The sequence below is a fragment of the Algoriphagus litoralis genome (assembly GCF_003259255.1).
GTDB lineage: Bacteria > Bacteroidota > Bacteroidia > Cytophagales > Cyclobacteriaceae > Algoriphagus > Algoriphagus litoralis.
The window spans coordinates 383,493-397,680 of record NZ_QGOL01000002.1 but is presented as its reverse complement, the minus strand read 5'-3'; the positions used below and the strand labels follow the sequence as shown (position 1 = coordinate 397,680).

The window sequence follows — 14,188 nt, the reverse complement described above, 5'->3', positions numbered from 1 at the left end:
GTAATTCAGTAATTAGTATAATGGAAATTGAACCATCCATGCGTTCACTTCTTCCTTGATTTTGGCGAGAGTGGTTTCATCTGAATGGTTTTGCAATGCTCGGTCTATCAGCTGGACAATTTTTTTCATATCGTCTTCTTTCAATCCACGGGTAGTCACTGCAGCGGATCCTATTCTCATTCCAGAAGTCACAAATGGCGACTTGGTGTCGAATGGAACCATGTTTTTGTTGATCGTGATATCTACCTTACCGAGCGTTTCTTCAGCAAGTTTTCCGGTAAGTTCTTTATTTCTCAGATCGATCAGCATCATGTGGTTGTCTGTTCCACCAGAAATAATCTGGTAACCACGACTTACGAACTCATCGGCCATTACGGATGCATTCTTTTTCACCTGAACGACATAATGCATGTATTCATCGGAAAGCGCCTCCTCAAAAGCAATTGCTTTGGCAGCAATGATATGCTCCAAAGGTCCACCCTGCGTGCCCGGAAAAACACCCATATCAAGCAAGGATGACATTTTTCTGATCTCTCCCTTTGGAGTAGTCAATCCCCATGGATTGTCAAAATCTTCTCTCATCATGATCAGGCCACCTCTAGGACCTCTTAAGGTCTTGTGGGTAGTAGTGGTCACAATGTGGCAATGCTCCAAAGGATCATTCAAAAGTCCACGGGCGATCAGTCCCGATGGATGTGAGATATCTGCAAGCAAAATTGCCCCAACCTCGTCGGCGATTTCGCGGAGTCTCTCGTAATCCCAGTCTCTGGAATAGGCCGAAGCTCCACAAATGAGCATTTTTGGCTGGACAGCAAGTGCCTTTTCTTCTACTTTATCGTAATCGATTACTCCTGTCTCTTCCTCAACGCCATAGAAATTTGCTTGGTATAGCTTTCCGGAAAAGTTCACCGGTGAGCCATGTGTCAGGTGACCTCCATGAGAGAGATCAAAGCCTAAAATGGAGTCCCCTGGCTTCAGACAAGCTAACATTACAGCGGCATTTGCCTGAGCTCCAGAGTGAGGCTGAACATTGGCCCAAGTGGCCCCGAATAATTTTTTGGCTCGATCGATCGCTATTTGCTCGATTTCATCTACTACTTCGCAGCCACCGTAATACCGCTTTCCCGGTAGCCCTTCGGCATATTTGTTTGTCAAGACGCTTCCTGCGGCTTCCATTACTTGTTTACTGGTAAAATTTTCGGAAGCGATCAGTTCGATACCTCTTTTTTGTCTGTCTTCTTCTCTAGCGATGAGGTCGAATACAAGCGAATCTCTTTTCATAATCAGGGGTTTGAAAGCAAAGTTGAATAGCCGAAAGCGATTCGGCCGATTTGAAAACAAGCCCAAAAATAGCCCGAAAGTCCCTATAATCCAATGTGGAAAAAAAGATGTAGAGTGATATGGTGTCAAAGTTGGGCAGAAACAATCATTCCTTAAAAATCGAAGCTGATTTTCAAGTATTTATAAGTTTTACTGAATCACTTTACCTTCATATTTCTATAGATAAAAAAATGGATTGATTTATCGAAACTGCCCGGAGATGGATTGGTTCTCAAATCCATCCTCGTAATTTTAAATTATGTTTGATTTCAAATTCCAACCAGAAACATACTTTGGCCAGGAGACCAATTCGGTTTTGTTGGTTCGCCTTCAATACCCAGAAAGTACCTGGGGCGAACAGATCAGCATCTATGCCCACTTGCTGGATGGAAAGATCAGTTTTGAGGTTATTGATTTCTATGGCAATGATTACCTCCTCTATCCCAATAGCAGCTGGGAGCCGCTTTCGTTTGAAGACATGATCTACCTGATCGAAGGGATGCAGGTCAATCAAGATACACTGGAAGGAAATATCGAACTGGTATTAGACGGGATCCCTGAGGCAGAAAGCGACTTTTATCCTGACCTTAAAAAATATTTTGCGGAAAAAAGGGAAAGTTTAGGGCTGGATTAAAAATCCAACAAAGCCTGACGTTGGTTAGAAATCTGCTCCGATTTAAACCAATAATCATACGTTTCAAAATCGAGACACTCGCTTAATTCGATTCCTTGAAAGACCACTTTTTTTATGCAGTCCACTGGAAGGATGGATTTGAGTGACTTAACTTGATCCAGGGAAAGCTGAGAAAGCTGAATCCATTTTTCCCCTTCGATGAAGATGGGTATAAGTTTCGTCATAGCTGTTATTTTTAAACTTTTAAAAGTATGCTGATATTCAAGGCTATACAAGGATTCCAAATTATTTCTATGTTAAATAAAAATAAGTTTCAACATATTCGGGAATGACAGGAGTGATCATCGCCATAGCATGTCTGTTCTTGGGAATTTTATTTAGAAAAATCCCAGGATTCCCCACAATATCCGCCTCAAAATGGGTGCAGGCCTATTTGATCAATATCGTTTTGCCAGCTTTGGCACTCCTATACATACCTGAGATTAAGCTTTCCTGGGAGCTGTTAATCCCCATTTCCGCTGCTTGGTTTACCTTTTTGCTTTCCTGGTTGATTTTTGGGTTGCTAGGCAGAAGATACAATTGGGGGAAAAACACCACTGGCTGCCTGATCATCGTTGCCGGACTAGCCAACACTTCGTTTTTGGGTTTTCCTGTAATCGAAGGATTATACGGCAAAGCGGGTCTTCCTACAGCCTTGCTTATCGACCAGGGCGGATCATTTTTGATCGTGTCTTCATTGTCGATTTTGGTTGGTTCGATCTATGGAAATCACAGTGAAAGTCTGGCCAAAGTCCCTTTGAAAATCCTAAAATTCCCTCCATTTGGGTTTCTGGTAGGAACTCTAGTGATGAGTCTAGTCGAAGTCCAAACTCCCGAATTTCTCATTCCAATCCTGCAATTGATCGGAAAAACAATGCCTCCTATGGCACTTTTGGCAATTGGTCTGAAGTTTTCATTGGATCGAAGCTCACTCGCATCCCGATTTTTTTGGTATGGATTGGGCTATCGGCTGATTTTGGCACCGGCGGTAGTTTGGCTTATTTATGGGAATTTTCTTCCTGCAGATTCACTGGACCTAAAAGTGACCGTACTTGAAAGTGGTATGGCCCCTATGATCACAGGGTCAATTGTGGCTATCCAATTTGGGCTGCAACCCAAACTGGCAACCTTACTCTCAGGTCTAGGTATGCCAATCTCCGCAATCAGTCTACTGCTTTGGTTTTTTCTTTTGGGGTAAAACTTAAACTTGATCGGGGAAATGGGTTTTGTTTGCCCAAATTTTAAAAAAAACATACAAGAACTTGATAAAATGAACAGTGTTCATTTTATTTGACCTAATTAAAAGTTACATGGGAGTATCTGAACGAAAGGCTAAAGAAAAAGAGGAGCTTAAATCACGAATCCTTCAGGCAGCAAAAAAGCTTTTTGTAGAAAAAGGAATCGATCAAACCACCATTCGGAATATCGCCAATGAAATCGAATATAGTGTGGGAACAGTCTATGTTTATTACAAAGATAAAAATGACATCCTTCATGATTTGCATTCTCAAGGCTTCAAACAACTCGGTGGCGAAATGAAAGTACTCTTCAATGTAGCTGATCCGATGGAGCGATTGAAGGCATTGGGAAAGACTTACCTAAGTTTTGCCTTGGAAAACCCGGACATGTATGACCTGATGTTCACTTTGAAGGGTCCAATGGACTTTTTGGAGTCCATGCATCAAGAAGAGTGGAATGAAGGAAAGGGAACATTTGACGTATTGAGATCGACAGTAAACCAATGCATGGAAACTGGTCATTTCTCAGGGCATCAGCTTGAACCGCTTTCTTTCGCCATATGGAGTACAGTGCACGGTATGGCATCACTTCACAACAGTCAACGTGTCAAAGGTGTAAATTTTGAAGATCCAAACACAATCCTAATGAAGGCTTATGAGGAATTTGTCAAGATCATAGATAGGGAATAAAAAAATTTAGCCATTAATTGAACATTGTTCATTAAAATAACATAATTCATATTCAACCTCTTCACCTAAATCAGGATTAACATGAAGGAATACATTCTTATCACGGGAGCCACATCCGGGATTGGCTTGGAGATGACACAGCAGCTTGCCGCAGAAAAGTTCAACTTGATCTTGGTAGCTCGCAGCGAAGATACCCTCGAAAAAATCAGGAAGAGCCTGAGCGAGCAGCATTCGATTGACATTCAAATCATGCGGTATGACTTATCCGATCCTCAAAATGCCATCAGGCTATTCCATGAGGTAAAGAGTAAAAATCTGCAAGTTTCTCATCTCATTAATAATGCGGGATTTGGTGGCTATGGCAGTTTCCTCGAGACTAAAATGGAGTTGGAGTTGGACATGATCAATCTAAATGTGAGTAGTCTGGTGGTTCTGACCAAATTATTTGCACAGGAAATGGCCTTACGGAAATCAGGCAAAATAATGAATGTAGCTTCCTTACTGTCCTTTATTCCTTTCCCCTATTACTCGGTCTACTCCGCGACCAAAACTTTTGTTTTGGCATTTTCTGAAACCATCGCTGCAGAACTTGAAGGCACTGGAGTCATAGTCACCACACTTTGTCCAGGCACAGTGGAAACCCCTTTTCATACTCCAGAAATGCGAAAAACCAATGCCATGAGCGCAAACAAACCAGTTTCTGCTGCAGTGGTAGCTTCGGAAGGGGTTAAGCTTTTGCTCAAAGGGAAAGGAAAAAAAATCGTGGGATTTAACAATTGGTTTATCGCAAACCTTCCCCGCGTAACTCCAGATTTTCTGATGATGAAGATTAAAAAGAACCTCGCAAGCATCAAAAACTAGAGCCATGCTAGAATTCGCACTCCAACTCAAATCCAGAAATGAAACCCTGTTCAATTTCGGCTTGCTGTGTTTCTTTTTCGCTGTGATTTTCCTCCTACTGACCAAAATCACCTCCACACAGGTCTATCAAGTTAATGCCTGGTATAAACCTTTCAAGTTTGCTTTTTCGACCTTCACATTTGCCTGGGCTATGGCTTGGTATTGCCATTACCTTCCGTCCTTTAGCATTCAAGGATACAATTGGACACTGATCATTCTTTTGGGATTTGAGATCCTTTACATCACGGTCATGGCTGCCCAGGGAAAGCAATCGCACTATAACGTCAGCAGTCCTTTTTTCTCCCTGATGTTTAGAATGATGGCTTTAGCTGCCACTTTGGTCACGCTGTTCACTGCTTACGTAGGATTTCTGTTTTTTCTTCATGATTTCCCGGAGCTGCCAACTTATTACCTCTGGGCCATTCGAATGGGAATCGTAGTTTTTGTGATTTTCTCCTTTGAAGGATTTCTTATGGGGAGCAGAATGAGTCATTCTGTAGGCCTGATCAATGACAATTCAAACCTCTTTATCCTAGGTTGGAGCAAAACTGTAGGAGACCTACGAGTTGCCCATTTTCTGGGAATGCACGCCTTACAGGTATTGCCTATTGTGGCTTTTTATATTTTAAAAAACAACAAACTCACCTTGCTGGCAGGAATCCTCTATGTGACTCTTGCAGTGCTTACATTGATTCAAGCCCTCCAGGGGAAGCCTTTATTTGCTGAAAAATCCAACTCTAGTCCTTCTCAACATCCAAATCAACTCTTATGAAAACTCTCCTATTATACCTGCTTTTGCTTTCTTTCGCCTATACTATACAAGCTCAATCCTCCTCCAGACAATACAATGAAAAGGAAAACCTGATCAGATGGCCGGCTAATTTTGATCCAAAAGTAAGTGACTTCTATGTCCACAATGAAATCACAATCCACGCAAGTCCTGAGGTAGTTTGGCAGCTTCTGATTCAAGCTGGAGAATGGAATAAATGGTATGATGGAATTCAGAATATCAAGTTCGAAAACCCTGAACAGTTGAGTTTACAAAAAGACACCAAGGTTTTCTGGAATTCGATGGGTCAAGCCTTGAATAATAAAATCGTTGAATTTGAACCTTATGCAACCCTCAGCTGGGAATTCAACGAAGCCAAAATTCAAGGATATCATGCATGGAAAATTATTCCAACCGAAAATGGATGCCGCGTGATCACCGATGAATCACAGACTGGAAAGCTGGCCAAACTTCAAAAGACATTTTTACCCAAAAAATTACTTAAACAACACGAAGAGTGGCTACTATTGCTAAAATTGGAGGCAGAAAAATCCCAGTACTATTCTTCTTTGAAGAACCTAACCGATTCCGAGATCAACTCCAAAACTCTGCCAAGACTCCCAAGAAATCCGGATGAATCGCTCCGTTACTTGCTACGATATTTCGCCCAAACACATAATCCTCTCCTCCTTTGAAATCAGTCACTTGCCCTCCAGCCTCCTTGACAATCAAAGCTCCAGCGGCGACATCGTAGGAATTGAGATTGTATTCAAAAAATCCTTCAGTCCTTCCTGAAGCGACATAGCACAGATCCACAGCAGCCGAACCAAACCTTCTGAGGCCATGAGTCTTCTGCATGAGCGATTTCATCGTTGCCAGATATTTGTCAATCAATTCGAAATTATAGTACGGGAATCCTGTAGCAATCAGGGATGCTGAAAGCTGTTCGGCCTCACTCACCTTTATTCGGGTATCATTGCAATAAGCCCCTCCACCTTTCATGGCATAAAAACACTCGTGACGGTTGACCTCATAGACCACTCCTAGAATAAGTTCATTGCCCTCCATCAGTGCAATGCTCACAGAAAATACCGGAATATTATGAATGAAATTGGTCGTGCCGTCCAGCGGATCAATGACCCAGTTGTATGTTTCTCCCTTGGTGGTATTGGTTCCCTCTTCGGTGATGAAACCTGCCTCAGGCAAGATAGCACTCAATCGATCTACGATTTGTCTTTCGGCCTCTTTGTCCACATAGGAGACCAGATCATTAAACCCTTTGTGTTCGACTTTTTTCACATCAAAATGCTGTCTTTCTTTCCGGATAAATGCGCCAACCTCTTTGGCAACTTCCTGAGTCTGCTCCAGCAATTGGGTGAGCCTTTCTTGGGTAATCATATTGTCTTATTTTGAGTAGGGAGGGGGTGATTGGTTTTCAAAAATAGAATAATTGATTAATTATTTAATTTAAACTTGAAATACCTTCAATTTATTTATCGGATCGGCTAGTCCTTTGCTTCGCGTTTTTCAGACTTCCCTGCTACTACAATTACGATCTCCCCTTTTTGTGAATTCGTTTGATAATATTCAATCAGCTCAGAAAGGGAGCCACGGATATTTTCCTCATGGAGCTTTGTCAGCTCTCTAGAGACGCAGGCTTGTCTCATGGGCCCAAAAGCCTCTGAGAGTTGCTCCAAGGTTTTCATCAGCCGATGTGTAGATTCATAAAGAATAATGGTGCGGGTCTCCTCCGCCAAAGCGTCAATTCTGGTTTTTCTACCCTTTTTATGCGGTAAAAACCCTTCAAAGACAAATCGATCGTTGGGAAGTCCGCTATTGACTAATGCAGGGACAAAGGCTGTAGGTCCGGGCAGACACTGAACTTCCAAACCGGCGGCGATCACCTCTCTGACCAAGAGAAAACCAGGATCGGAAATCGCCGGAGTACCGGCATCACTGACCAAGGCAAAGATTTCTCCTCGCTTCATCCGCTCCACCAGTTTTTCGGCAGCCTTATGTTCGTTGAAAATATGGTAGCTCTGCAGTGGCTTGGACAATTCCAGATGCTTTAGCAAAATTCCACTGGTGCGGGTATCTTCTGCCAAGATCACATCCACTGACTTGAGCACTTCGATGGCCCGGAGGGTGATGTCTTTCAGATTCCCAATTGGTGTTGGAACAAGGTAAAGGCTGATTGGAGATTCACTCATTCTTAAATCTGATCGATAGCTTCGGCCAATTTACGGTCTTTTTCGGTCACGGTATTCCCCTTATCATGCGTCGTGAGTTCAATCTCTACCGTATTGTAAACGTTGGACCAGTTGGGATGATGGTCTAGCTTCTCTGCCAAAAAAGCCACACGTGTCATGAATGCAAACGCTTCCTGAAAATCTTTAAACTTGAAAGACTTTGTTAATTTATTGTCTTTTTCAACCCACATATCTTATTCTTTTAAAGTGAAATGACTCCCTCAATAGCTGAGGCCTGTTCATATAGATCAAGAATCTGATCTGCACTGTCCATCATTGCCTGTATTGTTGTGCTGACATATTTCCCACCCGAACTAGGCTTCAGGGAAATTTCATTTTTGGGAAACAAGGCACCTACCTCAGTTTCTTTCCCATTTGGCACAATGAATTTGAACATGTACAACATCGGAAACTCTCCCGAGGATTCAAGCTTTTCCTTAAATGATGCTCTGTCAAAATTGCTCTTCATACTCAAACTTACTGCTTTATTTTCAGTAATAAAGTCACAAAAAAAACCCATGCCGTCCGACATGGGTTCCTTTTGATTGGATATTTTTAGAAGTATTTATATCGGTAGTCCTTCACATCTGCCAGATCCTGAAGCGCCATCATGATCGAATAAGTCATTCGCTGAGAACCTGCCTGACTCAATTGAGCCTGATAGGAGGTATAATCGCCGATTTCAGTTGCTGGTGTGATTGAGTTCAATCTTCCGACCAGAACTCCGATATCTTCTTGAATAGGCTTAGTAACCTGTCCCGCACTCTGGAGTCCAAAAATAGATCCGATTGCCTTAGGAGCAAATCCAACACCAGGAATAACCGAGGTGCTCAATCTAAGGTCTGGAATATCGTTGACTGATGCATCTGCAAATACAGCCTTCATTTCTTCCAAGGTATTCTTTCCAGCCAGTTTTTCGGCAATCATAGCTGCCTTCTTTTCGTTACGGACTTGCTGCTCGACTTGCTCTCTTACATCTTCAAGCTTGGCTTTTCCTTCTTCTTTTTTGCTCACAAGCGTCGCAACGATGTAGGCATTGTCCAATTCAAAAACTTCAGATACTTCTCCCTGAGAACCTTCACCAAAAGCCCAGATTACTACCTGACGAGCATTTTGAAGGTTATTTAGATTTCTGGAAGTTGCGTCTACGTTGTTTGCCTGGAGGATGCGGTATCCTTTTTCGGTTGCATTTTCGGTAAACTCATTTCGGTTTCCACTTTCAGCAGCGAATGAGTCCGCGTTCCTAAAGGCTTCATTTCTCGTCGCATCTGAAGCTACCAATTCCAATTCCAGAATAGCCAATTTGGTGTATTTGGAATTTGGCATTTCGGTGACCTGAATGATGTGGTATCCATATTCAGTCTCTACGACATTTGGCAAAAGACCGGTAGATTTAGCTGCATAAACTGGAGTAGCGAAAGGCTCTACAAAGTCATCTTTGGCAAACCATCCCAAATCTCCACCATTCTGAGCCGTGCCATCTTGCCCATACTGTCTGGCAGCAACTTCGAAGTTTCCATTGGCCTTAATATCTGCCAAGACTTCCTCAGCCTGCGCTTTAACAGCGGCTTTGCCAGCCTCGTCCATTCCTTCTGTACTGAATAAGATATGTGAAGCTCTCATTCTAGGAGTACCCTCGTATTGATCTGAGACTTTAAAAGTCACGTAGCTGGAATTGGCAGTAACATACGGTCCGTAAGTTTCCCCTTTTACCGGTTCTGCTACATTGGAGGTAAGGGAAGTCGGAAGCTCGTCGCCTGGCCTGAAAGTCAAGTAAGGAGTAGTGAGCTCTGAATTTCGGCTTACAAATGAAGAATCATCCGTAGAAGTTCTCAATTCCTCCGTCAAAGCATTGATGGTCGAAATGACCTCTGCAGAATCCTGACCGCTAGGCAAAATGCTGAACGAGACATATTCCAAATTTGCGGTATTACCTACTTTAAATTTTTCTTGATTCTTATCCAAATAGGCGGTCAAATCTTTCTCTTCGATTTTCACCTCTCCGTCAGGAATTACATAGTAAGGGACAAAAAGAATAGACGCATCTGCAATGGTATTCGCAGCTTTGTGCTCAAACTTCGCCTCAGCTGTGGTAAAATATTCCGAAGTCGCCAAGAGATTGTCATACTTCACACGCTGTCTAGACTGCGCGAATAGCTGCTCTTGTTGTGCCCATCCTGCTTGCTGTGCCGGGTCTGCAGTTTCCAGAGTTTGAAGGAAAGAAATCAATTGATTTTTATCAAACTGACCTGTCTGTGGATTGACCAACTGAGCTCTGAGCTCGGGCACGATGTTTTTGCCCTGTACCATGTCGACCAATTCGTCGCTGGATACAGTAAGGCCAAGCTTTTGATATTCTTCATCGAATACCCGCTCTACAATCATCGCCTGCCAAGCCTGCTCTCTCACTGAAACCATCTCTGGCTCTGAGGCAACACGGCCGGTACGCTGCTGAAACATTGCCTTGAATTCCTCTACTTTGAGAGAATACTCTTCAAGCGTGATTTCCTCACCCGCGATTTCCCCAACGATATTTTGATTGGAATTGAGCAGACTGGAATTTGGACTCAATAGATCTCCTCCAAGAAGGAATAAAATCAACCCGCCGGCGATTACACCGATTGCGAGACCTGTCCGCTGTCTTATTTGTTTAATTAACGCCATTTTTAATACTACGCTTTTTAGAAGTGTCGCAAAATAATAGCATTACGGGCGAAATTCAAAATTTACCCCCGAACAAAGTCAATGCTATCCTTGGTCTGATTCACTGATTTTCAGCCGTACAGTTTCGATTCGATGGGCCAGTTTGGTCATGATAGTGAAGGTATACCTTCCCAAAGTGACATGTTCCCCTTTGTTGGGGAGATTTTCTGTCAAAGACAAAATCAGACCAGATAAGGTCTCAAAGTCTCCATAGGGCAAATCCCAACCATATTTATCGTTGAGATAATCAATTTCATGACGGGCACTGAGCAAATATTCATCTTCAGCGATCTGTTGCTCTACGAGATCATCGTTGTCATATTCGTCATCGATCTCTCCAAAAATTTCTTCAATAATATCTTCCATTGATACGATCCCACTGGTCCCTCCAAACTCATCCACGACCAAAGCCAAGCTTTTTCGCTCTTGAATAAATTGAATCAACAGTTCATTGGCAAGCGCAGACTCCGGAGCAATAATGATTGGAGTGAGGATTTCCTCTATGGTTTTTGGTTTTTTGAAAAGCTCCAACTGATGGCAATAGCCAATTACCTCATCGATAGTCTCCCGGTAGACAATGACTTTCGAATGCCCACTCTCCTCAAACACCGCCTTGAGATCACCGATGCTGTCTTCCACTTCCACGGCGACTATGTCTGTGCGTGGAACCATGCATTCTCTCACTCGGACAGTTTTGAATTCGATTGCGTTGTCAAAAATTTTGGAATCAATTTCCATCTTTTTGTGATTGGAATTTGCCTGACGAAAATGCTCTTTAATAAAAGCATTAAGATCGGTTACATTGAAAACCGGCTTTTCTTCGTTGTACTCCAGTCTGAGCACCTTGGTGATGAATAGCCTAGAAAGGCCAACGATCAGCCAAACTATCGGATACATCACCGCATAAATCGCAAAAAACGGCAATGCAAAGAGCGAAAGCATGCTGTTGGGGTTCAGCATAAAAAAGCTTTTGGGGAGAAATTCCCCGGTAATCAACACGATAATGGTGGAGATTACAGTCTGAGATAGTAAAACAAAAGCTTCATTGTTTACTGAGGCCGGCAGTAAATTTCTCAAAGGCTGCTCCAGCAGGAAAGCCATGAAGATACCATAAAGAACCAGCATGATGGTATTGCCGATCAGGGTGGTGCCGATAAATTGTCCTGGCTTCTGCACAAATTGGCTAAGGATCCGGCCGCTCAGTAGACCTTGTTTACTTTGAAGCTCAATTTGGAGTTTATTGGCAGAGATGTAGGCAATTTCGATTCCTGAGAAGAATCCCGAAAAAAGCAAAGTTACAACGACATAAAATAAATACGTGGTGTCCATTTTTAGCGTTGTTTCTTCTTTTGTTTTGGTCTGGCTGACTGCTCTTTTTCTGCTTCTAATCGCTTGTTGCGACGAAGCTGGAACCAAAATAACAAGCCCGCTGCAAACATAAAAATAAAGTAGGATCCTCCGATTCCAACGGTCATACTTTGGTGAATCCCAATAATACTGAATGCCAAAGCCAAAGAGAGAATCAAGACATCTGCTAATTTCATTGATTTACCGATTGATAAGTAAAGGATAGATTAAATCCCAAGCGGATATCAATCCTTGTTATTTTTTTCACTTTCGAATAGCTAGGTATCATATTCCCTCCCCGGGTAAAAGCGTCCTACTATCCCGTACCTGTTTCAGCGTATAATCTGAAAAACTATCATCAGCTTCCATACCTGTCCCGTTAAACAGGGTTTGTTTTTCTTGGATGGTGACAAACTTGTCTGTGTAAATTTTTTTGGCAGGCTGGTCCCAAAAAATTTCCTCCGTTTGCAGCTTTTGATCTTTGATTAGGTTCTGGATCTGCACATTTCCTTCGCCCCGGTAGAGGTTTTCACTCTGACTAAAATATCCCCGGTCTGCCTTCATCGTAGTCTCCAGCTCTCCCTCTTTGGTGAAAAATTTGATTTCGATTCCCTCCGGAAATTCGATATTTCCATTGGAAAATTCCAATTGAAGGGCAGCGGTGATTTCTGATCGAATAATGGCAGAATCACTTTGGACCAGCAAGATATTCACGGCAGAATTGATCGGTCCATCGTAAACCTTGAGTTCCTCCGGATCTACATTTTCCCGACAGGAAAATACCGCTAAGGAACACAGGATAAAAAGGTATCGAAGCTTACTCACGGGACAAAGATAAATGAATAGAATGAATTCAACTTAACGAAAAAAGGCAGTCCAACTAGACTGCCTTTCGTATGAAATTTTGAAAATTAATCTCTTGTAGCCAAGGTCACCGTCTCCCCTACCCAGCATCCTGTGCTGATAGATGTACCTGGTTGAAGTCCTTCGGTAAACAACTCCTCTTTAGATGGGAATCTGGATCTTGCACTTCCCATACCTTTGGAATCACCGGCTTTCTGATACGCATTGTAAGCTGCGATGTAGATTGATTGATCCTTTGCCCGGCTTTCTCCACCCTTACACTGGTTAAAAGAGGACATGTACAGGTCACCGATCAAGGAATAGGCAGCGGCGGTAAGCTCTGAATCCAATGAAGCGGCTTCTCTTGCAGCAGCTCTTGCTTCAGATTTTCTTCCGGCTTGCGTATGAATTTTTGCCATTTCCATTTGTACTTCGGCCTTTTGCTTGTCGTTCTCAGCCATAGTCAAGGCTTTGGCCAGTACAGGCTCAGCTTTGTCAAACTCTCCGGCTGCCATATATTTCATAGCTCTTACCTGGGATGTTGCAAAGGTCGGGTTTTTGGAATCGATGAATTCCAAAGCTGCCATGAAGGAATTGGAAGAAAAACACTTGTACTGTACAGAATACTTAAAGATCTGATTAGCCAGTTCTTCGTTGGTTGGATCTGCAGCCAGCTTAGGACCCATGGTGTTTTCGATAAAATCACAATCGATCAACTCCATATTTACCAATACTTGCTCAAGCAAACTTCTAGAACTTGTCACATCTTTACCTTCTGCCTCAGATTTATTCAACAAGTCATTGGCCATTTCATACTTAGCTAGAACCTGCTCACCTGTATAAGCTTTGTTGTAAGCATTGTTTCTATAAATCAAATCAAAATATGCTCCAACCAATTGGTGATTGATGTTTCCGTTAGTTTCTATTGCCTTTTCGAAATCAGCGATGGCTGCAGGAATTCTAGTTTTATCTGATTTGAAAAACTGGTAGCCATAATAAGCCTTATTCTCGATCCATTTAGGTTCATTCTTATAGATTTCACCTCTCTTATTATAGATCGCCATGACACTATCTTGGTAGACGAGTTTTTGAGCTGGATCAGTAGTCTTATCAGCAGCGCCTTTATATACAGTGACACCATTGATATAAATAGACTCATTCAATTCAGGAACGTTCACCAATAGCCAATTCAAGGGCTTGGTCGCTTCAATAAATTGCTCAGACTTCATGTAATCAGTATAGGCAGCATTAAGCTCGCGGGCTTTTGCCTCCTGAGCAGGATCAGCAGGCCAGTTCCAATCTTGTGCCTGAACCAACCCTGATAGCAGCAAAGCTGCCATAGCGAGTAGTGTTGATTTTGTTTTCATATTCAGTAAGGTTTTATTCGGTTTCTTTGGTTTGATTCCAGTTACAGTAGTACAAGGATTAGGCCTTGATTTGATTTGATTTCTTAAAA

At 42.5% G+C, this 14,188-nt stretch carries 17 protein-coding genes; 6 read left to right on the top strand and 11 right to left on the bottom strand.

Annotation, left to right across the window (positions count from 1 at the left end):
• Positions 1 to 12 precede the first annotated feature (12 nt).
• Positions 13 to 1,281: a serine hydroxymethyltransferase gene (locus DK188_RS01645; protein ID WP_111669372.1), complete on the bottom strand. Its 1,269-nt coding sequence runs from the start codon at positions 1,279 to 1,281 to the stop codon at positions 13 to 15.
• A gap of 298 nt (positions 1,282 to 1,579) precedes the next feature.
• Between DK188_RS01645 and DK188_RS01640 the strand changes: the two genes are divergently transcribed.
• Positions 1,580 to 1,954 (top strand): UDP-glucuronosyltransferase, encoded by a 375-nt coding sequence (locus DK188_RS01640; RefSeq protein ID WP_111669036.1) that lies wholly within the window; start codon positions 1,580 to 1,582, stop codon positions 1,952 to 1,954.
• Here DK188_RS01640 and DK188_RS01635 read toward each other — a convergent pair.
• On the bottom strand, positions 1,951 to 2,178 hold the full coding sequence (locus tag DK188_RS01635; RefSeq protein ID WP_111669035.1) for a hypothetical protein: 228 nt from the start codon (positions 2,176 to 2,178) through the stop codon (positions 1,951 to 1,953). The two genes, DK188_RS01640 and DK188_RS01635, sit on opposite strands and share 4 nt — an antisense overlap.
• Before the next feature lie 104 nt (positions 2,179 to 2,282).
• Here DK188_RS01635 and DK188_RS01630 point away from each other — a divergent pair, with 104 nt between their 5' ends.
• From DK188_RS01630 to DK188_RS01610, 5 genes are all read left to right on the top strand, one after another.
• Entirely contained in the window at positions 2,283 to 3,191 is a 909-nt protein-coding gene (locus tag DK188_RS01630) for an AEC family transporter (protein ID WP_111669034.1), read from the top strand.
• Positions 3,192 to 3,303: 112 nt separating this feature from the next.
• Positions 3,304 to 3,921, top strand: coding sequence for a TetR/AcrR family transcriptional regulator (locus tag DK188_RS01625; RefSeq protein WP_111669033.1), 618 nt, complete (start codon positions 3,304 to 3,306; stop codon positions 3,919 to 3,921).
• Positions 3,922 to 4,002: 81 nt separating this feature from the next.
• Positions 4,003 to 4,782, top strand: a complete 780-nt coding sequence (locus DK188_RS01620) for an SDR family NAD(P)-dependent oxidoreductase (protein ID WP_111669032.1) — start codon at positions 4,003 to 4,005, stop codon at positions 4,780 to 4,782.
• A 4-nt stretch (positions 4,783 to 4,786) separates the two neighbouring features.
• A complete protein-coding gene (locus DK188_RS01615) occupies positions 4,787 to 5,593 on the top strand; it encodes a hypothetical protein (RefSeq protein WP_111669031.1) in 807 nt (268 codons plus the stop codon).
• On the top strand, positions 5,590 to 6,285 hold the full coding sequence (locus DK188_RS01610; RefSeq protein WP_111669030.1) for an SRPBCC family protein: 696 nt from the start codon (positions 5,590 to 5,592) through the stop codon (positions 6,283 to 6,285). Before DK188_RS01615 ends, DK188_RS01610 begins: the two co-directional genes overlap by 4 nt.
• Here the strand turns inward: DK188_RS01610 and DK188_RS01605 are convergent.
• The 9 genes from DK188_RS01605 to DK188_RS01565 form a co-directional block, all read right to left on the bottom strand.
• On the bottom strand, positions 6,185 to 6,988 hold the full coding sequence (locus tag DK188_RS01605) for an inositol monophosphatase family protein (RefSeq protein WP_111669029.1): 804 nt from the start codon (positions 6,986 to 6,988) through the stop codon (positions 6,185 to 6,187). The genes DK188_RS01610 and DK188_RS01605 overlap by 101 nt on opposite strands.
• A 107-nt stretch (positions 6,989 to 7,095) precedes the next feature.
• A complete protein-coding gene (rsmI, locus tag DK188_RS01600) occupies positions 7,096 to 7,800 on the bottom strand; it encodes a 16S rRNA (cytidine(1402)-2'-O)-methyltransferase (RefSeq protein WP_111669028.1) in 705 nt (234 codons plus the stop codon).
• Between the two features lie 2 nt (positions 7,801 to 7,802).
• A complete protein-coding gene (locus DK188_RS01595; RefSeq protein WP_111669027.1) occupies positions 7,803 to 8,030 on the bottom strand; it encodes a 4a-hydroxytetrahydrobiopterin dehydratase in 228 nt (75 codons plus the stop codon).
• A gap of 11 nt (positions 8,031 to 8,041) precedes the next feature.
• Entirely contained in the window at positions 8,042 to 8,308 is a 267-nt protein-coding gene (locus DK188_RS01590; RefSeq protein WP_111669371.1) for a DUF493 domain-containing protein, read from the bottom strand.
• An 86-nt stretch (positions 8,309 to 8,394) separates the two neighbouring features.
• Positions 8,395 to 10,503 (bottom strand): peptidylprolyl isomerase, encoded by a 2,109-nt coding sequence (locus DK188_RS01585; RefSeq protein WP_111669026.1) that lies wholly within the window; start codon positions 10,501 to 10,503, stop codon positions 8,395 to 8,397.
• A gap of 84 nt (positions 10,504 to 10,587) precedes the next feature.
• Positions 10,588 to 11,871: a hemolysin family protein gene (locus tag DK188_RS01580; protein WP_111669025.1), complete on the bottom strand. Its 1,284-nt coding sequence runs from the start codon at positions 11,869 to 11,871 to the stop codon at positions 10,588 to 10,590.
• A gap of 2 nt (positions 11,872 to 11,873) precedes the next feature.
• Entirely contained in the window at positions 11,874 to 12,086 is a 213-nt protein-coding gene (locus DK188_RS01575) for a hypothetical protein (protein ID WP_111669024.1), read from the bottom strand.
• An 88-nt stretch (positions 12,087 to 12,174) separates the two neighbouring features.
• Positions 12,175 to 12,714 (bottom strand): LPS export ABC transporter periplasmic protein LptC, encoded by a 540-nt coding sequence (gene lptC / locus DK188_RS01570; RefSeq protein ID WP_111669023.1) that lies wholly within the window; start codon positions 12,712 to 12,714, stop codon positions 12,175 to 12,177.
• A gap of 86 nt (positions 12,715 to 12,800) precedes the next feature.
• Positions 12,801 to 14,099, bottom strand: a complete 1,299-nt coding sequence (locus DK188_RS01565; protein WP_111669022.1) for a hypothetical protein — start codon at positions 14,097 to 14,099, stop codon at positions 12,801 to 12,803.
• Between the last annotated feature and the right edge of the window lie 89 nt (positions 14,100 to 14,188).